General features: G+C 60.4%; 20 protein-coding genes, 1 tRNA gene and 1 pseudogene. 12 read left to right on the top strand and 10 right to left on the bottom strand.

What is annotated here, in order from left to right; all coding sequences use genetic code 11:
- Positions 1-26: 26 nt before the first annotated feature.
- Together ACPYOI_RS15470 and ACPYOI_RS15465 are read left to right on the top strand one after the other, a co-directional pair.
- Complete coding sequence (locus ACPYOI_RS15470) at positions 27-713, top strand: DNA-3-methyladenine glycosylase family protein (RefSeq protein WP_481416438.1); 687 nt, start codon at positions 27-29, stop codon at positions 711-713.
- 111 nt (positions 714-824) lie between these two features.
- Positions 825-1,382, top strand: a complete 558-nt coding sequence (locus tag ACPYOI_RS15465) for an HNH endonuclease (protein WP_168832603.1) — start codon at positions 825-827, stop codon at positions 1,380-1,382.
- Positions 1,383-1,397: 15 nt separating this feature from the next.
- Here ACPYOI_RS15465 and ACPYOI_RS15460 read toward each other — a convergent pair whose 3' ends face one another.
- Positions 1,398-1,913 (bottom strand): disulfide bond formation protein B, encoded by a 516-nt coding sequence (locus ACPYOI_RS15460; protein WP_481416439.1) that lies wholly within the window; start codon positions 1,911-1,913, stop codon positions 1,398-1,400.
- 22 nt (positions 1,914-1,935) lie between these two features.
- Positions 1,936-2,526: a YqaA family protein gene (locus ACPYOI_RS15455; protein ID WP_481416440.1), complete on the bottom strand. Its 591-nt coding sequence runs from the start codon at positions 2,524-2,526 to the stop codon at positions 1,936-1,938.
- 199 nt (positions 2,527-2,725) lie between these two features.
- Between ACPYOI_RS15455 and ACPYOI_RS15450 the strand changes: the two genes are divergently transcribed.
- Positions 2,726-3,022: a hypothetical protein gene (locus tag ACPYOI_RS15450; protein WP_481416441.1), complete on the top strand. Its 297-nt coding sequence runs from the start codon at positions 2,726-2,728 to the stop codon at positions 3,020-3,022.
- Here ACPYOI_RS15450 and ACPYOI_RS15445 read toward each other — a convergent pair.
- Entirely contained in the window at positions 2,992-4,758 is a 1,767-nt protein-coding gene (locus tag ACPYOI_RS15445; RefSeq protein ID WP_481416442.1) for a cation:proton antiporter domain-containing protein, read from the bottom strand. The genes ACPYOI_RS15450 and ACPYOI_RS15445 overlap by 31 nt on opposite strands.
- A 178-nt stretch (positions 4,759-4,936) precedes the next feature.
- Between ACPYOI_RS15445 and ACPYOI_RS15440 the strand changes: the two genes are divergently transcribed.
- Complete coding sequence (locus ACPYOI_RS15440) at positions 4,937-5,143, top strand: hypothetical protein (protein WP_168832598.1); 207 nt, start codon at positions 4,937-4,939, stop codon at positions 5,141-5,143.
- A 28-nt stretch (positions 5,144-5,171) separates the two neighbouring features.
- Here ACPYOI_RS15440 and ACPYOI_RS15435 read toward each other — a convergent pair.
- Positions 5,172-5,256 (bottom strand) — tRNA-Leu (locus tag ACPYOI_RS15435).
- A 120-nt stretch (positions 5,257-5,376) separates the two neighbouring features.
- A complete protein-coding gene (locus tag ACPYOI_RS15430) occupies positions 5,377-6,672 on the bottom strand; it encodes an MFS transporter (RefSeq protein ID WP_481416443.1) in 1,296 nt (431 codons plus the stop codon).
- 123 nt (positions 6,673-6,795) lie between these two features.
- Between ACPYOI_RS15430 and ACPYOI_RS15425 the strand changes: the two genes are divergently transcribed.
- Positions 6,796-7,380 carry a TetR/AcrR family transcriptional regulator gene (locus ACPYOI_RS15425; protein WP_168832596.1) on the top strand — a complete coding sequence of 195 codons (585 nt, stop codon included), beginning with the start codon at positions 6,796-6,798 and terminating at the stop codon, positions 7,378-7,380.
- A 50-nt stretch (positions 7,381-7,430) separates the two neighbouring features.
- Here ACPYOI_RS15425 and ACPYOI_RS15420 read toward each other — a convergent pair whose 3' ends face one another.
- Positions 7,431-8,411 carry an aldo/keto reductase gene (locus tag ACPYOI_RS15420; protein WP_481416444.1) on the bottom strand — a complete coding sequence of 327 codons (981 nt, stop codon included), beginning with the start codon at positions 8,409-8,411 and terminating at the stop codon, positions 7,431-7,433.
- A gap of 218 nt (positions 8,412-8,629) precedes the next feature.
- Between ACPYOI_RS15420 and ACPYOI_RS15415 the strand changes: the two genes are divergently transcribed.
- Complete coding sequence (locus ACPYOI_RS15415) at positions 8,630-10,258, top strand: AMP-binding protein (RefSeq protein WP_481423008.1); 1,629 nt, start codon at positions 8,630-8,632, stop codon at positions 10,256-10,258.
- On the opposite strand, the gene ACPYOI_RS15410 is transcribed toward ACPYOI_RS15415, so the two are convergent.
- From ACPYOI_RS15410 to secA, 3 genes are all read right to left on the bottom strand, one after another.
- A complete protein-coding gene (locus ACPYOI_RS15410) occupies positions 10,255-11,532 on the bottom strand; it encodes a GNAT family N-acetyltransferase (protein ID WP_481416446.1) in 1,278 nt (425 codons plus the stop codon). The genes ACPYOI_RS15415 and ACPYOI_RS15410 overlap by 4 nt on opposite strands.
- Complete coding sequence (locus ACPYOI_RS15405; protein ID WP_481416447.1) at positions 11,532-12,944, bottom strand: lipopolysaccharide biosynthesis protein; 1,413 nt, start codon at positions 12,942-12,944, stop codon at positions 11,532-11,534. Before ACPYOI_RS15405 ends, ACPYOI_RS15410 begins: the two co-directional genes overlap by 1 nt.
- Positions 12,945-13,107: 163 nt before the next feature.
- On the bottom strand, positions 13,108-15,822 hold the full coding sequence (secA, locus tag ACPYOI_RS15400; protein WP_481416448.1) for a preprotein translocase subunit SecA: 2,715 nt from the start codon (positions 15,820-15,822) through the stop codon (positions 13,108-13,110).
- Positions 15,823-16,067: 245 nt separating this feature from the next.
- On the opposite strand from secA, the gene ACPYOI_RS15395 reads away from it, so the two are divergent.
- From ACPYOI_RS15395 to ACPYOI_RS15370, 6 genes and pseudogenes are all read left to right on the top strand, one after another.
- Entirely contained in the window at positions 16,068-16,955 is an 888-nt protein-coding gene (locus ACPYOI_RS15395; protein WP_481423007.1) for a peptidylprolyl isomerase, read from the top strand.
- Positions 16,956-17,070: 115 nt separating this feature from the next.
- The gene (argJ, locus tag ACPYOI_RS15390; RefSeq protein ID WP_481416450.1) at positions 17,071-18,312 is read left to right on the top strand and encodes a bifunctional glutamate N-acetyltransferase/amino-acid acetyltransferase ArgJ; all 1,242 of its coding nucleotides are present in this window, start codon (positions 17,071-17,073) and stop codon (positions 18,310-18,312) included.
- Positions 18,281-19,101, top strand: a pseudogene (locus tag ACPYOI_RS15385) (GNAT family N-acetyltransferase). Before argJ ends, ACPYOI_RS15385 begins: the two are co-directional and overlap by 32 nt.
- Positions 19,098-19,511, top strand: coding sequence for an 8-oxo-dGTP diphosphatase MutT (gene mutT / locus ACPYOI_RS15380; protein ID WP_168832587.1), 414 nt, complete (start codon positions 19,098-19,100; stop codon positions 19,509-19,511). Before ACPYOI_RS15385 ends, mutT begins: the two are co-directional and overlap by 4 nt.
- Before the next feature lie 124 nt (positions 19,512-19,635).
- A complete protein-coding gene (locus ACPYOI_RS15375) occupies positions 19,636-19,953 on the top strand; it encodes a hypothetical protein (RefSeq protein ID WP_481416451.1) in 318 nt (105 codons plus the stop codon).
- A 38-nt stretch (positions 19,954-19,991) separates the two neighbouring features.
- Entirely contained in the window at positions 19,992-20,171 is a 180-nt protein-coding gene (locus ACPYOI_RS15370) for a Flp family type IVb pilin (RefSeq protein WP_168832585.1), read from the top strand.
- Between the two features lie 8 nt (positions 20,172-20,179).
- On the opposite strand, the gene ACPYOI_RS15365 is transcribed toward ACPYOI_RS15370, so the two are convergent.
- Entirely contained in the window at positions 20,180-21,064 is an 885-nt protein-coding gene (locus tag ACPYOI_RS15365; RefSeq protein WP_481416452.1) for a methyltransferase domain-containing protein, read from the bottom strand.
- Positions 21,065-21,104 lie beyond the last annotated feature (40 nt).

Genomic DNA, 21,104 nt, shown 5'->3' with positions numbered 1-21,104 from the left:
CGGGCTTTTGACGCTGAGTCGTGGTCATGCTTTCTTCTGCCACGGATTCGAAACCATCGCGAGGCACCGTGCAGATCATTCGAGGCGAAGAGGATATCCGCGAGGGAATGGAGCATCTGCTGCGCCTCGACCCGCGGCTCGCAGTGATTGCCGAGGAGGCAGGCCCGATTCCGCTCCGCCTTCGCGAACCCGGGTTTGCGGGGCTTGCGCATATCATCGTCTCGCAGATGGTTTCGCGCGCAAGCGCCGAAGCCATCTGGCGGCGCATGCTTCCACCAGATGGACTGCCGACGGCCGAAGGCTATGTCGCGCTTCATCCGGAAGCCTGGCGGCAGTTCGGCTTGTCGCGCGCGAAAGCGGTGACGCTGTCGGGTATCGCCGACGCGGTGGCATCGGGCGATCTGGATCTCGCGGCACTTTCCGCGAAGCCGCCCGCCGAAGCGCTTGCCGCGTTGACATCCTTGAAGGGCGTCGGTCCCTGGACGGCAGAAGTCTATCTGATGTTTTGCGGTGGGCATGCCGACGTCTTCCCATCCGGAGACGTCGCGCTGCAGAATGCAGTTGCTGCGGCTCTTGGTCTCGAAAAACGCCCACAGGCAAAAGCGCTCGCCTCGCTTGCCGCGATCTGGTCTCCCTGGCGATCTGTCGCAGCAAGGCTGTTCTGGGCCTACTACGCGCAGAAACTGGGTCGTGGACTGCTGCCGGTCGGCTGATCGCCAACGCTCATGAATTAGCCTTTATTCGCTGAATTTATTGGACTTCACAAGGCTGTCACAACCGGCCTAATATAAGGATGCAGATGCCGAATCGCTCAGGAGAGTCCTTTGACGATTGCAGTCTCCCCACAGGCCCTGCCGGCGCTCGTCCTGAACGCTGACTACAGGCCTTTGAGTTATTATCCCTTGTCGCTTTGGTCCTGGCAGGACGCGATCAAGGCGGTTTTCCTTGACCGTGTGAATATCATCGCAGAATACGAACATTCGGTTTCGTCGCCGAGCTTCTCGATGCGGCTTCCGAGTGTCGTTTGCCTCAAGACATACGTGCAGCCTTCACGGAACCCGGCCTTCACGCGATTCAACGTGTTTCTCCGGGACAAGTTCGAATGCCAGTATTGCGGCGAGCATGATGATCTGACCTTTGATCACGTCATCCCGCGCGCCCATGGCGGCGAGACAACCTGGCAAAATGTCGTGGCGGCCTGTTCTCCCTGCAATCTCAGGAAGGGCAGCAAGCTGCCGAAGCAGGCAGGGATGTTCCCCACGCAGAAGCCGTATCAGCCGACCGTGCAGGATCTGCACAACAATGGCCGCCTCTTCCCGCCGAACTATCTGCACGACAGCTGGCTCGATTATCTCTACTGGGATACCGAACTGCAGCCGTAACGGCAGCAGTCTCTTTCAGGCCGACTTGCGGACGCCGATGAAGGCGAAGGCCGCAAGAACGAGGCTTGCAATCACATTCCAGCCCGCAAAGGACAGGCCGAGCACGCGGAGCGCCGCGTCGGTGCAGGAAGGACCGGTGATCGTATTGAGTTCCGTCAGGAGGTCGCCGGCGTTCTGCGTCATGCTGCTTGCGCTCGTCGAGCAGGTCGCAGGTCCCGCCCAGAAGTGCCATTCGACACCTGCGTGATAGACCCCCATTCCGGCTCCGACCACCATCAGCATCCCAGCCGCCAAAAGCAGCGCGCGGCCGATCCAGTTCGGTAGACCGAAAAAGGATGCAAGCGCTCCCAGGATCGCGATCGGGATGGCGTAGTAATAAGGCTGGCGCTGCAGCAGGCAGAGCGCACAGGGAATATAGCCGCCGATATATTGGAACCCCAGTGCCGTTCCGACCACTACTGCCATGCCGAGAGCCAGGAGCAGCGAATAGATGACGACTGGACGAGAAGACGGCGAGGCGATGGCAGTCATGGAGGAACTCCGGGAGGTTGGCTCAGTGTGCAAGGTAGCGGTATGCAATATAGAGCACGATCGCGACCACGGCACCGATGCTGACGATATGTCCAAGGCGCTTCTCGATGAAATGGCGGATCGATTCGCCATACCGCCGAAGCAGCCAAGCCAGGAACAGGAAGCGTGCGCCACGCGCAACGATCGCAGAGACGATGAACAGCCAGATATTGACGTGAATGACGCCGGAAAGGATCGTTACGATCTTGATCGGTGGCAGGTGCGCCAGCCCCGAGGTTACCAGCAGAAGCAGGATTGTCTCGTAGGTGACGTACGACTTCATCTGCTCGAAGGCATCGAGCTTCCCATAAAATTCCAGTACCGGCTTCGCCACCGTCTCGTAGGCGTAGAAACCAAGCGCCCAGCCGGCAATGCCGCCGAGAACCGAGGCGATCGTCGCGACGATTGCATATCGGTAAGAGCGCTCGGGTTTGGCCAGCGCCATCGGGAGGAAGAGGACATCGGCCGGAACGAGAAAGACGGAGCTTTCCACGAAGGCGATAACGGCGAGCCAGATTTCGGCCGATTTGCGGGCGGCGAGAGACATGGTCCAGTCGTAAAGTCTGCGGAGCATTCCATTCCTTTCGTGCTGCGGTGCAAAAGCTTTAGGGAACCGATCCGGGCCTGTAAATCCTTTAGCGTGGCGATAACGTCAGCCCGCCGGCGAAAATTTTCGTGATCCGAATGTCAGCACCGCTCGCGGCATTTTGGCAGATTGCAAATCGGTCAGTCGGCTGCAAGCTGCTTTCGGGTCTATTTTACAGGTGCGACGAATGAAATTTAGGGTGATTGAAGGCGGCCTGGGCAAAGCGGCTGATGAGGTGGGAGCCGCAGCCCAAAGGCGGCCAAGCAGCGAAGATGTGCAGCGGGAAGCGGTCCGGCGTCTTCGTGAAAGCGGTTATCACACGTCGTACGTGCGACAGCTTGCGACAGGGGCTCCACAGCCCGAAGCGCTGAGATATCTGAAGATGCAGCTCGATTTTGCGGCCCAAACGCTCTCTCGGCTCAATCCGATTCCCGAGGATTACCACGCCGATGCCTATTGGCCTTCGGTGGAGCGTTCGCGCTGATCCGGCTGCGCTTGGCGCTTCGCCCGCATGACATTCATTTCCGCTCGTTCGCGCGCCATCTCGCTGACGGCAGTCCTTAATGCCGGGTGGTGCGCGGTGAACATGTTGAAGTCACGGCGGTCCAGCACCAGGAACTGGCAGAAATCGACAGCGATGACATCGGCCGTTCGCCGCCCACCCGTCAATAGCGCTATTTCGCCGAAAAAGGCGCCGGCTTCAAGGCGAACTGGATCACCATCGACGCGCACCTCCACCGCGCCCGAGGAAATGAAATACATCCCATCGCCCCGGTCGCCCTTGCGCACCACCCTTTCGCCGGGAAGCGCCGATTTCGGCCGGAAAAGCAGCAGCAGCTCCTCCTGAGAATACTCGTCGACCTCGGAAAACAGCGGAAAGGTCTCGATGAGCTTTTCTATCTCCAGTTTATGCTCGCGCGCGCGTTTTTCACCGAGCAGGCGGTTTTTCTCGAGTTCGCGGCCCAGGACATCGAGCCGCCGGCGGCCGTAATTGTCGTAAAGATGCGGCCATTTCGCATGGGCGCGCCTGTGAAGCACCTCGGCACCGTAGCAGACGGCCGGATTGAACGTGATCGACAGGATCGCGGTGGCGAGGATCAGGTCCTGTCCTTCCTGCGGCAACAGGCCGAGCGAGATCCCGAGGCCGGCCAGGATGAAGGAAAATTCGCCGATCTGCGCCAGCCCGCCCGACACGGTCAGGGCCATTCCGATCGGATAACGAAGCATGATCACGATCAGGAAGGAAATGATCGCCTTGCCGACGATGATCAATGCCAGCGCACCGACCACGGCCATCGGCTGGCGCACCAGGATCGACGGATCGAACAGCATGCCGACCGAGACGAAGAACAGCACCGAAAAGGCGTTCTGAAGCGGCAGGGAGTCGGCGGCGGCCCTGTGACTGAGGTTGGACTCACTCATCACCACGCCGGCGAAGAAAGCGCCGAGCGCGAACGAGACGCCGAAGATTGCAGCGGAGCCGAAAGCAATGCCGAGCGCGACGGCGAGCACCGTAAGCGTGAACAGCTCGCGTGAACCTGTCCGGGCGACTCGCATGAGGAGCCAGGGGACGATCTTCGGTCCGAGCAAGATCGCCAGGATCGCAAAGCCGCCGACTTTCAGCAGCGTCAACGCAATCGTCAGCCAAAGCGGCAATCCTGCATCATGCGCAGCACCGTTGGCGGCGTGGCCGCCGAGGAATTCGGCGAGAGCGGGCAGCAGCACCAGCGCCAGAACCATGGTCAGGTCTTCGACGATCAACCAGCCGACGGCGACGCGTCCGCTGGCCGAATTGAGAAGGTTTCGCTCTTCAAGGGCCTTCAACAGCACGACCGTGCTTGCGACCGACAAGGCGAGACCGAAGACAACCCCCGCGCCGAGACCCCACCCCCACCATTTCACGAGCCCGATGCCGAGAAGGGTAACGATCACGATCCGCGCGATCGCGCCCGGCACCGCGACGCCGCGCACGGCCAGCAAATCGGCGGTGGAAAAATGCAGGCCGACGCCGAACATCAGCAGGACGACGCCCATTTCCGCCAGTTGGCCGGCAAGCGCGGTATCCGCCACGAAACCGGGGGTATACGGTCCCATAAGAATGCCGGCCACGAGATAGCCGACAAGCGGCGGCAGCCGGAGTCTGTCGGCTAGGTATCCGAGCCCCGCCGCAAAGACGAAACCTATGGCAATCGTCGCGAAAAGGGTTGCTTCCTGATGCACATCCGCCCCTGACGTTGGTTCGAGGCGGCCACTTTTAACGAAGTATCAGGGAAATTAAACACTTGATTTGAAATCGCGCGATTCAGGCCGTCGCTTAGAAGACACCAGCTTGGCGCTAGGTTCAAAGCGAAGTATAATATTGCACTAAACATAATATTGAGTCTCACTGGAGAGTTCCATGCGAGAACTAAAAGCCGTTGATCTCACATCCAACCGATATTTCGAAGCCGTAGAATTTGGATATGTTCGGAAAGTCTTTCTCGAGGACGAAGCTTGCTGGGGTCTTTTTGACTCCGAGGGCGACGTCATCTTTGTCGGCGACGATCCGGAGGAATGCCAATCGTTCGCTGCAAAGGAGGAGATCAGGATCCAGACGATCCACTAGAGGCCGCGCGGTTGTTTTTTGAAGTCGGTGGTGCCCCATGCCGGGGTCGAACCAGCACTTCTTTCGAAACTCGATTTTGAGTCGAGCGCGTCTACCAATTCCGCCAATGGGGCAACGGATACCGACGAGCGGGGTGTCTAACACGCTCCCGCCTGCGCGCGCAAGACGGCAGGCGGGCTTATCGGGTTGATTTGATGCAACATCCGGGCGTTGCATACTGGAAGCCTATTGCATCAGTGAGCGGCGGCGGGCGCCGGGGCCGTCAGGCCGGATTTCTTCAGCGTGATCGCGAGGATCGAGGCGAGCAGGCAGAAGGCGCCGGCGGTGAAGAAAGCCGGCAGGTAGCTCGAGAGCTCGGTGCGCGAGAGGCCCGCGCCATAGGCAGCGGTCGCGGCGCCGAGCTGATGACCGGCAAAAACCCAACCGAAGACCAGGCCCGCCTTTTCCCGCCCGAAGCGGTCGGCGGCGATCTTGACGGTCGGCGGAACGGTGGCGATCCAGTCGAGACCGTAGAAGACCGCGAAGATCGAAAGACCGTAGAAGCTGAAATCGCTGAAGGGCAGAAAAAGCAGCGAGAGGCCCCGCAGACCGTAGTACCAGAAGAGCAGCCAGCGATTGTCGAAGCGATCCGACAGCCAGCCGGAGCCGATCGTGCCGAAGAAATCGAAGATGCCCATCACGGCAAGGACGCTGGCGGCGGCGACCGGCATGATACCGAAATCACCGCAGAGCGTGACGAAATGCGTCTGGATCAAGCCGTTCGTGCTGAGGCCGCAGATGAAGAAGGTGGCGAACAGGATCCAGAAGGTCGAGGTTCTCGAGATTTCAAGCAGAATCGTGATCGGCGTCTTCAAGGCGCCGCCCAATGTGCCGCGCGCAGGCGGTGGCGTAATATGGGCCTCGCCAACCGAGGGCAGATTAACGTCCGAGGGACGGTCGCGCATGAAGGCAAGGACGGCAAGAGCTGCAACCATGATCATGGCGCAGACAAAGAAGACCGTGGAGCGCCAGCCGTAGCGTTCGGTCAGCTCAGCCATCAGCGGCAGGAAGACGAGCTGGCCGGTGGCCGAGCTTGCGGAAAGCATCCCGACAACGAGGCCCCGATGCTTGGTGAACCAGCGTGTCGATATGGTCGCAGCAAGCACCATGGCCGTCAGGCCCGTGCCGAAACCGACGACGATGCCCCAGAGCAGCAGAAGTTGCCAAAGCGACGTCATGAACAGCGAGCCGATGAAACCGGCACCGATCAGCGCGAGCGCGAAAACGATGACCTTGCGCACGCCGAAATAGTTCATGAAGGCCGCTGCGAAGGGACCCATCAGGCCGAAGAGAAGCAGGCGAATCGCGAGCGCGGAGGAAATCTGGGAGGTTTCCCAACCGAACTCGTCCTGAAGCGGCTTAATGAGGACGCCCGGTGCGCCCATGGCACCGGCGGTGACCAGCATGGTCAGGAAGGTGGCAGCGACAACGACCCATCCATAATGGATGTTGCGGCGGGCAAGGGTGGATGCAAGCGCAGCGGAGACCATGGGCAAATTCCATTCGTGGGAATGATGGATGGATCACAGATTTAGATGATGGTCATCATATTTCTTGCGTATTGATGATGGACGTCATATAAATTGTCAAGCGACTATTTCCGGAGCCGGTACATGCGCGTCAGCCGTGAGAAATTTGCAGAAAATCGCCAGAAGATCCTGGAAACGGCGGGTGTCATGTTCCGCGAAAACGGGTTCAACGGCGTCGGCGTCGCCGACATCATGAAAGCCTGCGGGCTGACGCATGGCGGTTTTTACGGGCACTTTCAATCGAAGGAAGAGCTGCAGCTGGAGGTAAGCCGTGCCCTGATCGCGAGGGTGGAGATCCGGTGGAAGGAATTGATCGCCAAGTCTCCGGAACGGCCGCTCGAGGCGCTCCTGGAGCACTACGTCTCATGGTGCGCGGTGGATGATCCCGGTAACAGCTGCGTTTTCGTTTCGCTGATGGACGAGGTCAGCCGCAGCACCGGTGCCGTGCGGGAAATCTTCAACGATGGGCTTTCGGCGCTCGTCTCGATCCTCGCCGAGATCGTGCCCGGCGATACGCCCGAGGAGCGCCGCAAGAACGGCTTCACGACGCTCTCGTCAATGATGGGGGCCGTCAGCCTGGCGCGCGCAGTCGAAAATCGCGAGCTTGCTGGCCAGTTCCTGTCGACGATGAGGGAGAAGCTGGCACCGGCAAAATCTGCCGATGCCTGAAGGCGCCTCCTTTGAAGCGTCAGGGGCGGCGGTTGCCACCCGCATCCAGGTTACTTGAAGCCTTCCACGTGATGCGGAACATACGGCTCTTCAAGGGCGGCGACGTCCTCGGCGCTGAGTTTGACCGTCAATGCGCCGACCGCATCCGACAGGTGGTGCGGCTTTGATGCACCAATGATCGGCGCGGTCACTGCGCTTTTCTGCAACACCCAGGCAGTACCGATCTGGGCGCGGGAGACACCATGCGCTTTCGCCAGCCGGCCGACCGTGTCGATGATCTTGCGGTCGGCATCCTCGGCCTGCTTGTAGAGCGTCTTGCCGAACTCATCCGTTTCGCTGCGCGCGGTCTTTTCGTCCCAGTCACGCGTGAGCCGGCCGCGGGCGAGCGGGCTCCATGGGATCACGGCGATCTTCTGATCCTCGCAGAAAGGCAGCATCTCGCGCTCTTCCTCGCGATAGAGCAGGTTGAGGTGGTCCTGCATGCTCACGAATTGCGTCCAGCCGTTCAGCCGCGATGTGTAAAGCATCTTCGCGAATTGCCACGCATACATCGATGAGGCGCCGATATAGCGCGCCTTGCCCGCCCTGACGACATCATGCAGGGCCTCGAGTGTCTCTTCGATCGGTGTCGCATAGTCGAAGCGGTGGATCTGGTAGAGGTCGACGTAATCGGTGCCGAGACGGCGAAGACTGTTGTCGATCTCGTCGAAGATAGCCTTGCGCGAAAGGCCTGCGCCGTTCGGTCCCGGCCGCATGCGGTTGAAGACCTTGGTCGCGAGCACGATGTCTTCGCGCTTTGCGTAGTCCTTAAGGGCGCGGCCGACGATCTCCTCGGAGGAGCCGTCCGAATAGGTGTTGGCGGTGTCGAGGAAGTTGACGCCAAGGTCGAGCGCCTGCTTGATGATCGTCCGGCTCTCTTCCTCGCCGAGCGTCCAGGCGTGACTGCCTCGGCCCGGGTCGCCAAAGGTCATGCAGCCGAGACAAATCTTCGAAACTTCGAGGCCGGTACCTCCGAATTTGACATACTCCATGAGATGACTCCGTCACTAGATTTGAATACCCGAGGCGCCCCGGAGTTATCTAACGCCCAATCATCGTAAATGTCAGCGACCTGGCCGAGAATGTTTTGCGGGATGAGCACGATAGTGTGAAACGAGCCTTGAACCGGCAGCGACCCACCTCGATCCGCTGAACTTGCACTCGATCGCCGCAAGGTGTTAGCTACTGCAGCATTCAACGGAATTCGAATATGAAATTGCCCACCCGCGATCGCTATGACGATCTTTATCGCGATTTTTCGTGGGAGATTCCTGAAGATTTCAACATCGGGCGCGCCGTCAGCGACGAATGGGCGGAGCGTGCGCCGGACCGCATTTGCCTCGAGCATTTCAGCCCGGACGGCCGCCATCTGTCGATGACGTACCGCACGCTTTCGGAGCGGTCTTCGTCATTCGCCAATGCATTGACGTCCCTTGGTATTCGCCGCGGCGATCGCGTGGCGCTGCTCCTGCCACAATGTTTCGAAACGGTGATCGCCCATGTGGCGATCTACAAGCTGGGCGCCATTGCTGTGCCGCTCGCACTGCTCTTCGGCGTCGAGGCGCTGGAGTACCGGCTGAAGACGTCGGGCGCAGCCGCGATCGTCACCAACTCGTTCGGCCTGGAGCGCGTGAACCAGATTCGCGAGAGCCTGCCAGAGCTCAAGACAGTCATCAGCATCGATGGCGGTGAGGCGCTTGCCTTCGGGGCGCTCGTCGAGGCGCATCCGCCGCTTTTCGAAGTCGCAGAGACTGGCCCGGACGATCCGGCACTTATGATTTTCACCTCCGGTACGACAGGGCCGCCCAAGGGTGCCTTGCATGGACATCGCGTTCTGGCCGGTCACATTCCGGGCATGCAATTTGCCCATGAAGGCTTTCCGCAGCCCGGCGACAAGGTCTGGACGCCATCCGACTGGGCCTGGGCGGGCGGCCTGTTGAACGCGCTGCTGCCCAGCCTTCTGCTGGGTGTGCCCGTCGTTTCCTCGCCGGCGCAGAAATTCGACGCCAATATGGCCTACCGCATCATGGCCGAGATGAAGGTGCAAAACGCCTTCATTCCGCCGACGGCGCTCCGCCTGCTGAAATCGGTCAGCGACCCATGCAGGAAATACGATCTTAAGCTGCGGACGATCGGCTCCGCCGGTGAATCGCTCGGCCGCGAAACCTATGAATGGGCGCGCCAGACACTCGGCGTCACCGTCAACGAGTTTTACGGCCAGACGGAGTGCAATTTCGTCATCTCTTCAAGCGCTGCCTATGGCGTAACGAAGGCCGGAGCGATAGGGCGGGCCGCGCCCGGCCATCGTGTCGCGATCGTCAACGCAAGCGGAGAAGAACTGCCTCCCGGAGAGACGGGCCAGATCGGCATCAAGGCACCCGATCCGGTTATGTTTCTCGGCTACTGGAACGACGAGGAGGCAACCCGCAAGAAGTACGCCGCAGGCTGGCTGATGACCGGCGATATCGGCCACCAGGATGAAGAAGGCTATATCACGTTTCATGGCCGGGACGATGACGTCATCACGTCGTCCGGTTATCGGATCGGACCGGCCGAAATCGAGGACTGCCTCGTGGGCCACCCCGCCGTGCAGCTTGCCGCCGCCATCGGCAAACCGGATCCGCTGCGTACCGAGATCGTCAAGGCCTATGTGGTGCTGTCGCCCGGCTACGCGGCGAGCGAGGCGCTGGGTGCTGAAATTCGCGAATGGGTCAAGATGCGGCTTTCGATGCACGAATATCCGCGGGAGGTGGAGTTCGTGGATGCGCTGCCGCTGACGACAACCGGCAAGGTCATCCGGCGGCTCTTGCGGGAAAGGGCTGCGGCGGAGGCCGCCTAGCCGCGTCCTGCCAGGGACATGATCTTCTCGCGAAGCATCTTCGCCATGTTGCGGGTGCTGCGATACATATGCAGTTGGGCAGCAGCCTGACGGACGTCGCGGTCGCCGTTCTGCGTCAGGCCGATCACGAGAGTTCCCATATCCTCGCGCTCCTGCCAGAAACGGCTCATGATCGGGTGATCCGGAACGGCGCAAGAATCGGAACGCACGATATTGGCGTCGTCGAGATGCCACTCCGTCAGTTCGGCCATCAGCAGCTTACCGGGCGAATAGCGGGCATAGGCCTCGTCATAGGCTGTCTTCCACGTATAGGCTTCACCACCCATCATCAGCACGACGGTTGCGGCGATCGATTTGCCGTTCAGGTCGATGGTGTGAATGCGCACTGCGTCGATCGCCGCGAGGTTCGAGACGGCCTCACGGGCAAAGGCTGTATGATAGCGGTCCGTCACCAGTGCGCTTCGCCTCTTGCCCTTCCAGCCGCCGGCTTCCATTGCCAGGAATTCCTCGAAGCGTGCATGGATCTCGCCGGGTTGGCGTGCCACGGCGTAAACAGCCGTCCCCAGCTCTTCCAGTTGCCGCCATTGCCGCCGCATCTCGCGCATATGCGAGGAAGAAACGGTACGGCCAAGATAGGCGGCGGCGTCTTCCTCGCTCTGCAGCATCGGCCGCTGGAGCGGATTGGCGACTGCGACAGGTAGATTGCGGCCCAGCGCGACCGCCTTTGCCATTCGGGCGAAGATGCCGTTCAACCGGATATCCGGCAGCACCAGCGTCGCGGGAAGGTTCAGGTCGGGGGCCGTCAGGCCTTCAAAAAGGTTGTCCAGCGTCTCGGCCGCATCCTCGGCATCCACGAGCGGGGTGCCAAGCGGAGCGAAGCTGTTCGACCATGCGCGGATGATCGATGGCCCCACGCCAAAACCGGGCCGCTCGACGGAAAACGGCATCAGGAAGCGCAGCCGGCTGCGCTGGCCGTTCTCATCACGCATAAGCGCGAAATTCACCCGCCGGTCCTCAAGCCGCGGCATCGCCGGCGCCAGGAAGCGGCCGGTGAAGAAGACATTGGGTTCGATTGCCCGGTTCGAAAGGAAATCCAGTTCGTCCTGCAGTTCATAGCCGAGCCTGCCGGGATAGACGCAGAGTTCGCGTCCGGGGCGCCCGATCTCGACGCGTGCTTCGGCCTGAGGCAAGTCGAAGCGTATTGCGGCGAGTTCGTGGACCATGCGGTTTGCATTGGTATCCGTGCTCTCGGTTATCGGGGGAACACGCACCATTATGAGACTCTCGTTTCTTCTGTTGCCGGCGGGCGGCTAAATGCAAAAAGGACAATGCCGAGAGCCCGCCGAACGGCGACGTGCAGCAGGACGGCTTCGACACCCATGGCGCAAGCGGTGGCGATCGCGGTTCCGACAGTGCCGAAATGCGGGATCAAAGCGATATTCAAAGAGATGTTTGCCGTGAGCGCGATGGCATAGAGCCCGACGCAAAGGTTTTGCTTTCCTGCCATCATCAGCAGCGTTTCGGCCGGCCCGACCAGGGCCTTGGCAAGGATTCCGGCAAGCAGGATCCCCATCAGCGCATAGCCAGCCGTGAAAGCCGCGCCGAAAAGCGACAGCAAAAAATGGCCGGCTGCAACGACGGCAAGCCCGAGCGCGAGAGCTGGCCAGAACGTCCAGCGCGCAGCGTCGATCGCGGCTGCAGCAAGCTGTTCGCGCGTGCCCTCGGCGATGAGGCTGGAGAAGCGTGGGCCTGATGCCGCCTTTACCGAGAACATGATGAAATGCACCAATGCCATCGTCTTTGCGGCGGCAAAATAGATCGCGACATCATGCGGCTCGAGGAAAATGCCGACGACAACGACATCCGAATTGGTCAGCAGGAAGCTCACACCTTCGATCAGAAAGATCGGGAACGCCACATTCAGCCAGGCGAGGAAATCAACCTTGCGCGGCCCTCCGCTATAGTGGCGGCGCAGGCGGAGGAGCGTTGCGATGTACTGACCGACGGCGGTGACATAGGTCGCGGCGAGTGCTGCCTTCATTGCCGTGACCGCGGAATGCTCCGCACCGGCTTGGATCGCCGCCAGCATGAAGGCAATGATGAGGACCGGCCGGATGACATAGACCGGGCTTAGCGCCATGACCGGCCAGTGATTGGCGCGCGAGGTGCCTTCCAGGATGTCGCCGAGGGCGATCATCGGCATGGCGAGAAGTCCGAGGAAGACGGGAAGGAGATAGTAGGGCTCAACCCTGTCGCCAAAAAAGTGCAGCCCCGCCATGCCAACCGCCATCACCAGCGTTCCCGAAAGCATGGCAAAGATGCGGGCCGTTCCGGTCAGGCCGCGAATTTCTTCGAAGGCGCCTGCCGCCTTGTACTGCGGCAGGAAGCGAACGATGGCGGTATGGAAGCCGAGGCAAGAGAGATCGCCGAACACGACGATCAGAACCCAGACAAACACGAAGATGCCGTACTCATACTCGCCCATGAGACGCGCGAGAACGATCTGGGAAATGAAGGCGAGCGCGGCGCTCAAAATGCGGATCGAGAAAGCCGTCAGCGCCATCCGCTGCGCGGTAGCCCTGTCGCCGCGCCCGGTCAGGAGGCCGGCAAGCATGCGTAACAGGCCGCTTCCCGCAGGGCGCAGGCTAGCAGGCAGCATTCTCTCCGCCGTTTCAATGACCGCCATTACGAACACGCAACACTCTGAACTCAGGCAAATCGTCCCGGAAGTCTTGCCAGTTCAGCGTTAAGAAACGGTTGTGGCGAACACGAAATCCTTAACCACCGGTGATAAATCACGCAAAAGAAAATACCGCCCGGAGGCGGCATTTTATGCTTCATACCATCGCTTAAGCTTCGGCAAACGCGCCGTGGCAATGCTTGAATTTCTTGCCCGATCCGCAGGGGCAGGGCTCGTTCCGGCCGACCTTGCCCCAAGTGGAGGGGTTGTTCGGATCGCGGTTTTCCGGCGAAACGATGACTTCGGACGCCTGGTAGATCGGCGCGAAATCGTTCTCGCCCGTGTCCGGGTCCAGATGCTGGGCTTGCATCACCGGCAGCTCCGGTTCGGCAGGCGCCTGCTGCACCAGTTCGACGCGCATCAACTGCGCGGTCACGGCCTGGCGCAGGCTGGTGAGCAGCGTCTGGAAAAGCTCGAAGGCTTCGGACTTGTATTCCTGCAGTGGATCGCGCTGAGCGTAGCCGCGGAAGCCGATGACGGAGCGCAGGTGGTCGAGGTTGACGATGTGCTCACGCCAGAGGTGGTCCAAGGTCTGCATCACGATCGAGCGCTCGACGTAGTGCATGATATCCGGGCCGAACCGCTCTGCCTTTTCGGTAACGCCAGCGTTGGCAGCCTCGGTGATCCGGTCGCGGATATCGTCCTCGCCAATGCCCTCTTCCTTGACCCAGTCCGCGATCGGGAGATCGAGATTGAGAACGGCAGCCGTCTGCTCCTTGAGACCCGCGGCGTCCCACTGCTCTGCATAGGCACGTTCCGGAATATGCTTGGCGACGAGATCCTCGATGACCTCCCGGCGCATGTCGGAAACGGTCTCGGAGATGTTGGCAGCTTCCATCAGCTCGACGCGCTGTTCGAAGATCACCTTGCGCTGATCGTTCAGAACGTCATCGTATTTGAGCAGGTTCTTGCGGATATCGAAGTTGCGGGCCTCAACCTTCTTCTGCGCGCGTTCCAGAGCCTTGTTGATCCAGGGGTGGACGATTGCCTCGCCTTCCTTGAGGCCAAGCTTCTGGAGCATGCCATCCATGCGGTCTGAGCCGAAGATGCGCATCAGGTCATCCTGAAGCGAAAGATAGAACTTGGAGCGGCCCGGGTCGCCCTGACGGCCGGAACGACCGCGGAGCTGATTGTCGATACGGCGGCTTTCGTGGCGTTCCGTCGCGATGACGTAGAGACCACCGGCAGCAAGCGCCTGCTCCTTGAGCTTTTTGATCTCTTCGGCAATCGCCGCAGCCTTGGCGTCACGTTCCGGACCGGGCTCGACTTCGCCGAGCTCACGTTCGATGCGCATGTCGAGGTTGCCGCCAAGCTGAATATCGGTACCACGGCCCGCCATGTTGGTGGCGATCGTCACCGCGCCGGGGACACCCGCCTGCGCGACGATGTAGGCTTCCTGCTCATGATAGCGGGCGTTCAGGACCTGGAAGTCCTTGAAGCCCTGCTTGCGCATCATCTCGGCGAGCAGTTCCGACTTTTCAATCGAAGTCGTGCCGACGAGAACCGGCTGGCCGCGCTTCTGCGCGTCGGCGATCTCGGCGATGATCGCCTTGTATTTCTCCTCGAATGTCCGATAGACCTCGTCGTCCTCATCGATACGCTGGATCGGCAGGTTGGTCGGTACCTCGATGACATCGAGTCCGTAGATATTGCCGAATTCCTCCGCTTCCGTTTGCGCCGTACCGGTCATGCCGGCAAGCTTCTCGTACATGCGGAAGTAGTTCTGGAAGGTGATCGAGGCCAGCGTCTGGTTTTCCGGCTGGATCTGCACCTTCTCCTTGGCTTCCAGCGCCTGGTGCTGGCCTTCCGAATAGCGGCGACCGGGCATCATGCGCCCAGTGAATTCGTCGATGATGACGATTTCATCATTGCGGACGATGTAGTCCTTGTCGCGCTGGAAGAGCTTGTGGGCCTTCAACGCGTTGTTGATGTGGTGGACGATCGCGACATTCTCGATATCGTAAAGCGAGTGGCCCTTGAGCAGACCGGCTTGCTTGAGCAGACCTTCGAGCTTTTCCGTGCCTTCTTCGGAGAAGTTTGCGGAGCGCTGCTTTTCGTCGATTTCGTAATCTTCGGGCGAAAGCAGCGGAATGAAGGCATCGATCGTATTGTAGAGATCGGAGCGGTCGTCGAGCGGGCCGGAGATGATGAGCGGTGTGCGGGCCTCATCGACCAGGATCGAGTCCACTTCGTCAACGATCGCGAAGTTATGGCCGCGCTGGACCATCTGGCTCTTCTCATACTTCATGTTATCGCGCAGATAATCGAAGCCGAGTTCGTTGTTGGTCGCGTAGGTGATATCGCAATTGTAGGCGGCAGCACGTTCCTCATCCGAGAGGCCGTGGACGATGACGCCCGTGGTCAAGCCGAGGAAGCCGTAGATCTTGCCCATCGTCGCGGCATCGCGGCGGGCGAGATAGTCGTTCACCGTGACGACGTGGACGCCCTTGCCGGCGAGTGCGTTCAGATAGACCGGCAGCGTCGCGACAAGCGTCTTACCTTCACCGGTCTTCATCTCTGCGATGGCGCCGTCATTGAGGATCATGCCGCCGACCAGCTGAACGTCGAATGGCCGCAGGCCGAGCACGCGGCGCGAGGCTTCGCGCACGACGGCAAATGCGGGAACGAGAATGTCGTCGAGCGTCTTGCCGTCTGCCAGCATCTTTCGGAACTCGACCGTCTGTGCGGCGAGCTGTTCGTCGCTCAATGCCCTCGTCTTTTCTTCGATCGAGTTGATGGCGGCGACGTTCGGCTGGAAGGACCGCACGCGGCGATCATTGGCAGAGCCAAATATTTTGCGGGCGATACCGCCAAAGCTGACCATATTACTGGCCCTTTCTTAATTCTTCCCCGGCTCTTCTTATCCATACACCCAGCCGAAAATCAGGCATACGTCTCGAAACGCCAGGAAACTTTTCTGGACGCGAGGTTGCGTGAGAGATAAGAGGGGGGTCGAATGATGTCAACGGATTTGGCTGATATAGAAAGGCCACATTCCAGTGTTGATGGCTGTCTGGGGCTGGATTCACGAATGCTGAAGCCGGTGGTGTAACTCTGAAAGGTTATTTGATGTTGAGCTACAACAAACTTGCCGTGGTGGCGCTTGCAACTTTTGTTGCGCTACAGGCACCGGCTTACGCGGAAGACAAGCCGGATGCAGTCATCGCCAAGGTCGGCGATCTCGAGATTCATCAGTCGGAACTCGACCTGGCCGTCGCCAATCTCGATCCCCAGCTGGCGCAGCTTCCGGACGATCAGAAGAAGGTTGCCGCTCTTTCGGCCGCGATCGATGTCAAGCTGCTTGCCGCGGATGCCGCAGCCGAGAAGCTTGATCAAACCGATGAGTTCAAGAAGCGCATTCAGTATCTCTCCGATCGCGAGCTGCATAATGCGTATTTCAAGAAGCATGTCGTCGATACCGTTACCGACGATGAGGTGAAGGCGCGCTACGACAAGGAAGTCGCTGGCCTTCCGAAGCAGGAAGAGGTTCACGCCCGCCACATCCTCGTGAAGACCGAGGACGAGGCCAAGGATATCATCAAGCAGCTCGATTCCGGCAAGGACTTCGCCGAGCTTGCCAAGGAAAAATCCACCGATCCGAACAAAGCTGACGGCGGCGACCTCGGCTATTTCACCAAGGGCCGGATGGTCAAGGAATTCGAGGACGCGGCCTTCGCCCTCGATAAAGGCACCTATTCGAAGACACCGGTGAAGACCGATTTCGGCTACCATGTCATCAAGGTCGAAGATAAGCGCGATGCTCCGCCGCCGCCGTTCGACCAGGTGAAGGACCAGGTACGCCAGCTCGTCATGCGCGACAAGTATCTTGCGCTCCTTGCCAAGGCGAAGGAAACGACCAAGGTCGATATCATGGATGCGACCCTTCAAAAGGGTTACGACGATGCGAACAAGCAGCCGGCACCGGGCGAGCAGCCGCCGGCTCAGCCGCAGCAGTAATCTCCATTCAGGGCCCGGTTTTTCCGGGCCCTTCACTATTATTGTTTGTTGTCGCATTTCCGGGTGGTGAGGCGGTTTTACGCCACCGGCAAAATGCTCTTAAGCAGGTATGATGATGTCCGCTACCGTGTCTCCACTCGCTCCGAAAACCTTTGCCACGATGCCGGCTCTCCGGGGCGTGCGCATGGCGACGGCCTCCGCCGGGATCAAGTACAAGAATCGGACGGACGTCTTGATGATGGTCTTCGACAAGCCGGCGGCCGTTGCGGGTGTCTTCACGCGCTCGAAGTGCCCGTCCGCGCCGGTTGATTTCTGCCGAGCCAACCTGCCCCATGGCGTGGCGCGCGCCGTTGTCGTCAACTCCGGCAATGCCAATGCCTTCACGGGCATGAAGGGACGCCAGGCAACGGCGCTGACGGCGAAGTCGGCGGCTGCCGCCGTGGGCTGCGCGGAGAACCAAGTCTATCTGGCTTCGACCGGCGTGATCGGCGAGCCGCTGGACGCGACGAAATTCGCTGGCGTTCTCGACAAGATGCATGTGGAGGCGACCGGGGACTTCTGGTTCGAAGCCGCCAAAGCGATCATGACCACGGACACCTATCCGAAGGTCGCCACGGGAACCGCCGACATTGGCGGCGTGAGGGTGACGATCAACGGAATCGCCAAGGGCGCCGGGATGATTGCGCCCGACATGGCGACGATGCTTTCCTTTGTCGTCACCGATGCCGATATTGCTCCGATCGCCCTTCAGTCCCTGCTTTCCGACGGGGTCGGGCCGACCTTCAATTCGATGACGGTCGATAGCGATACGTCCACTTCCGACACTCTGATGTTGTTCGCCACAGCTGCCGCTGCGGAAGACGGTCAGGTTCGTGTCGAGCATGCCGACGACCCGCGGCTTGCCGGCTTCCGCAAGGCGCTCAACGAAGTGTTGAAGGACCTGTCGCTGCAGGTCTGCCGCGACGGCGAGGGCGCCACAAAGATGCTCGAAATCACCGTGACGGGCGCCGAGAGCGATGCGGCTGCCAAGCGCGTCGCGCTCTCGATTGCCAATTCGCCTCTCGTGAAGACGGCCGCTGCAGGCGAAGATGCCAATTGGGGCCGCGTCGTGATGGCCGTCGGGAAGGCTGGCGAGATGGCCGATCGCGACCGGCTCGCCATCTGGTTCGGTGATATCCGGGTTGCGGTCAACGGCGAACGCGACCCCGATTATTCGGAGGAAGCAGCCTCGAATGTCATGAAGAAGCAGGACATTCCGGTCAAGGTCGATCTCGGTCTCGGTAAGGGCGAGGCTACGGTCTGGACCTGCGACCTCACAAAAGAGTATGTGGCGATCAACGGCGACTACCGGAGCTGATCGTCATTGTCTGAACCATTGTCACAGAAAGCAAATCTGCCACTCGTACGCAGGCTGGAAGCTGTCGGTTTCCGGGCGTGGCCGGCCTCGACCGTGCAATATGATGGCAGCTGGCAGATAAGGCTGACGGCTGGCCATCCATCAAACCGCCTGAATTCGATCGTGCCGCTCGATCCGTCCGATTATCGCGATGCCGTGGTCCGGCTGCAGAAGGCAAGCCGCAAGTTTGAAGCCTATGGTCGCGCCGCCGTTCTGCGCCAAACGCCGCTTGCCTCGCCGGTGCTGATTGATTTCGTCAGAGAGCAGCAATGGACGCATTTCGACGAGACGGTCGTCATGACCTGCGAGCTGGCGCATGCCGAGCTGCCGGACACGCTCGATCATCTCCCGACCCATGACGTCGGCCGCTTCGTCGATGCCAATCTGGCGACGGATCAGGCTCCCGTGAAGCTGAAGCCCGCACTTGCGGAGATCATCAACGCGATCAAGCCGCCGTGCGGTCTCTTCATGATCGAAGACCCGGCAACCGGCCCGCTTGCGACCGTGCTATGCGTTCAGGACAATGATCTCGCCGGCATCATGTCGCTCTCGGTGGCCAAAGAGCGGCGCCGTGAAGGATTAGGCCTTGAAATACTGACTTCCGCGCTTCGCTGGGCGCGCATGCGAAGCGCCCGCTCCGCGTGGCTGCAGGTAAAGGCAACGAACGCGCCGGCGCTGGCGCTCTACGAACGCCTCGGTTTCCGCGAAGCCTATCGCTACAGCTACTGGCGGCAGGAACAGGCGCAATGAGCGATACCGGCAAGAAGATCGTCCTGGTTGCCGCCTGCGCGCTGATCGATTCCGACGGCCGTATTCTTCTTGCGCAGCGGCCCGAAGGAAAGTCGCTTGCCGGTCTGTGGGAGTTTCCTGGTGGAAAGGTCGAGCCGGGCGAAACGCCGGAGGAGACCTTGGTACGCGAACTCGAGGAAGAGCTGGGCATCAAGACCAAGGTTGCCTGTCTCGCGCCGCTGACATTCGCCAGCCACAGCTATGACACATTCCATCTGCTGATGCCGCTCTATGTCTGCCGGCGTTATGAGGGCATTCCGCAGGGCAGGGAAGGCCAGGCTCTGAAATGGGTAAAACCCATGGCTCTCAGGGACTATCCGATGCCGCCCGCCGATGAGCCGTTGATCCCGATGCTGCAGGATCTCCTTTAGCGAATTGTTACTTTCTTAGGGCAAAATGTTGATTTCGGCAGTGACCGTTAATCGATCATTTATCACCTTCTGCCAAGTATCGGCCTCAATCAAGCAACTCGCGTATCTGTAAAGGGCTTGACGCATGGACGACGATTTCTGGAAAGCTGTCCGGGAGAAAGAACAGAGCTCGAATGCCTCGCGCAGGACGGGCGCGCTCAACCTTGCCTTGCTCTTCGGGACCGCAGTCGTCGCCTTGACGCTTATCCTCACGCCGATGCTCGCCGACAAGTCCAGGTCAAGCGTTTTTGCCAGTGCGCCGGCTGAGTTCGATACGATCACGACCGGATCGATTCCGAAAGAGGAAAACGGCAAACGATATACGATCCGCCGCAGCGTTCTGCAGGAGACGCCGGGCTCCGTCTGTGTGGTCCAGGGGTACGGCTCAGGCACGGGCTGCTGACGAAATTGGATATCCGCCGATGGCGGGAAAGGTTGGGCATGCGTAGGCTGAGGGCTTTTGTTGCAGACGCGCGTGGCGCGACGGCCGTCGAGTACGGTCTCTTGGCAGCCCTGATTTCAGCGGCCCTTATCGGTGGACTGACAACCTTCGGCAACAGCCTGCAAGACACCTTCGACACGGTGTCCAACAACCTCGCCAATCACGCGACGCTGAACTGAGACTCTGACTACGGCTTCAGCTTGTGCTCGTCCACGCGCAGAGCGTCGGCAAGCCGCGCCTTCGCCGAGCCAGGCTGCAACGGCTTCTGCTGACTGTCATGCGGCGCCCACCCCGATGCATAGATGATCGAAAATGTCGCCCTTATCCTGCCGTCCGGATCGGAATAACGCTCCGCGTAGATTTCGGCTGCGCGGAGAAAGAATGCGCGGGTGAGCGGCTTCCGGCTGCGGGCGGCGAGCGGATTGGCCATGCCCATGGCGCGCAAATCCTTCATCAACGGAAAGATGGAATCATAGCGCACGGTATAGGTTTCGGCATCGATCACCGGCAACGCGAAACCGGCGCGTTGGAGGAGACCGCCGACGTCACGCACGTCCGGGAAGGGGATTATACGCGGGCTCGCGCCTCCGGTCATTTCCGCTTCCGTTGCAAGCAGGACGTCCCGGAGCTCCTGAAGCGTCCCCGCGCCGGGGATCGCCGCCAGAAACAGGCCATCCGGCTTCAGCGCGCGACGAATCTGGATGAACACGCCCGGCGTATCGTTGGTGAGATGCAGGTTGAGCGGCGCGAGAACCAGATTGGCCGATTGTGGTTCGAGCGGCAGATCCTCGAGCGGCGCCGTGACCAACGCTTCGCCCGGCGCGGCAAATTCCTGCTCCGTCTCTATCCGCTTCATCGCGCCAATCTTGCCGGTGGCAATCGCCGCCCGCGCCACTGCGCCGGTCATGCCATGCAGTTCCACCGCGGTTTCGAAATGGCGCTCGACGACAGCCAGCCGGTCGGCAAGCTCCTCGGCGGCGATATCCAGGAGGAAGGCGGCTTTCGGATCGGCGTTTTTCCGCGCACGACGGCGGTTTGCTGCGATCACGGCCCGGTCGAAGATCATGTCCATGCGATGTCCATAGTCCCGCAGGCGAAAGGCGGCAAGCCGG

The organism is Rhizobium sp. SVR5-2C, from assembly GCF_056755115.1.
This window is presented reverse-complemented; position numbering and strand designations above follow the sequence as displayed.

Excerpts from the sequence above, each read along its gene's own strand:
- ACPYOI_RS15470 (WP_481416438.1), top strand. The coding sequence starts at position 27 with ATGCTTTCTTCTGCCACGGATTCGAAACCATCGCGAGGCACCGTGCAG.
- ACPYOI_RS15460 (WP_481416439.1), bottom strand. The coding sequence starts at position 1,913 with ATGACTGCCATCGCCTCGCCGTCTTCTCGTCCAGTCGTCATCTATTCG.
- ACPYOI_RS15455 (WP_481416440.1), bottom strand. The coding sequence starts at position 2,526 with ATGCTCCGCAGACTTTACGACTGGACCATGTCTCTCGCCGCCCGCAAA.
- ACPYOI_RS15450 (WP_481416441.1), top strand. The coding sequence starts at position 2,726 with ATGAAATTTAGGGTGATTGAAGGCGGCCTGGGCAAAGCGGCTGATGAG.
- ACPYOI_RS15440 (WP_168832598.1), top strand. The coding sequence starts at position 4,937 with ATGCGAGAACTAAAAGCCGTTGATCTCACATCCAACCGATATTTCGAA.
- ACPYOI_RS15430 (WP_481416443.1), bottom strand. The coding sequence starts at position 6,672 with ATGGTCTCCGCTGCGCTTGCATCCACCCTTGCCCGCCGCAACATCCAT.
- ACPYOI_RS15425 (WP_168832596.1), top strand. The coding sequence starts at position 6,796 with ATGCGCGTCAGCCGTGAGAAATTTGCAGAAAATCGCCAGAAGATCCTG.
- ACPYOI_RS15420 (WP_481416444.1), bottom strand. The coding sequence starts at position 8,411 with ATGGAGTATGTCAAATTCGGAGGTACCGGCCTCGAAGTTTCGAAGATT.
- ACPYOI_RS15415 (WP_481423008.1), top strand. The coding sequence starts at position 8,630 with ATGAAATTGCCCACCCGCGATCGCTATGACGATCTTTATCGCGATTTT.
- ACPYOI_RS15410 (WP_481416446.1), bottom strand. The coding sequence starts at position 11,532 with ATGGTGCGTGTTCCCCCGATAACCGAGAGCACGGATACCAATGCAAAC.
- ACPYOI_RS15405 (WP_481416447.1), bottom strand. The coding sequence starts at position 12,944 with ATGGCGGTCATTGAAACGGCGGAGAGAATGCTGCCTGCTAGCCTGCGC.
- secA (WP_481416448.1), bottom strand. The coding sequence starts at position 15,822 with ATGGTCAGCTTTGGCGGTATCGCCCGCAAAATATTTGGCTCTGCCAAT.
- ACPYOI_RS15395 (WP_481423007.1), top strand. The coding sequence starts at position 16,068 with ATGTTGAGCTACAACAAACTTGCCGTGGTGGCGCTTGCAACTTTTGTT.
- argJ (WP_481416450.1), top strand. The coding sequence starts at position 17,071 with ATGTCCGCTACCGTGTCTCCACTCGCTCCGAAAACCTTTGCCACGATG.
- mutT (WP_168832587.1), top strand. The coding sequence starts at position 19,098 with ATGAGCGATACCGGCAAGAAGATCGTCCTGGTTGCCGCCTGCGCGCTG.
- ACPYOI_RS15375 (WP_481416451.1), top strand. The coding sequence starts at position 19,636 with ATGGACGACGATTTCTGGAAAGCTGTCCGGGAGAAAGAACAGAGCTCG.
- ACPYOI_RS15370 (WP_168832585.1), top strand. The coding sequence starts at position 19,992 with ATGCGTAGGCTGAGGGCTTTTGTTGCAGACGCGCGTGGCGCGACGGCC.
- ACPYOI_RS15365 (WP_481416452.1), bottom strand. The coding sequence starts at position 21,064 with ATGGACATGATCTTCGACCGGGCCGTGATCGCAGCAAACCGCCGTCGT.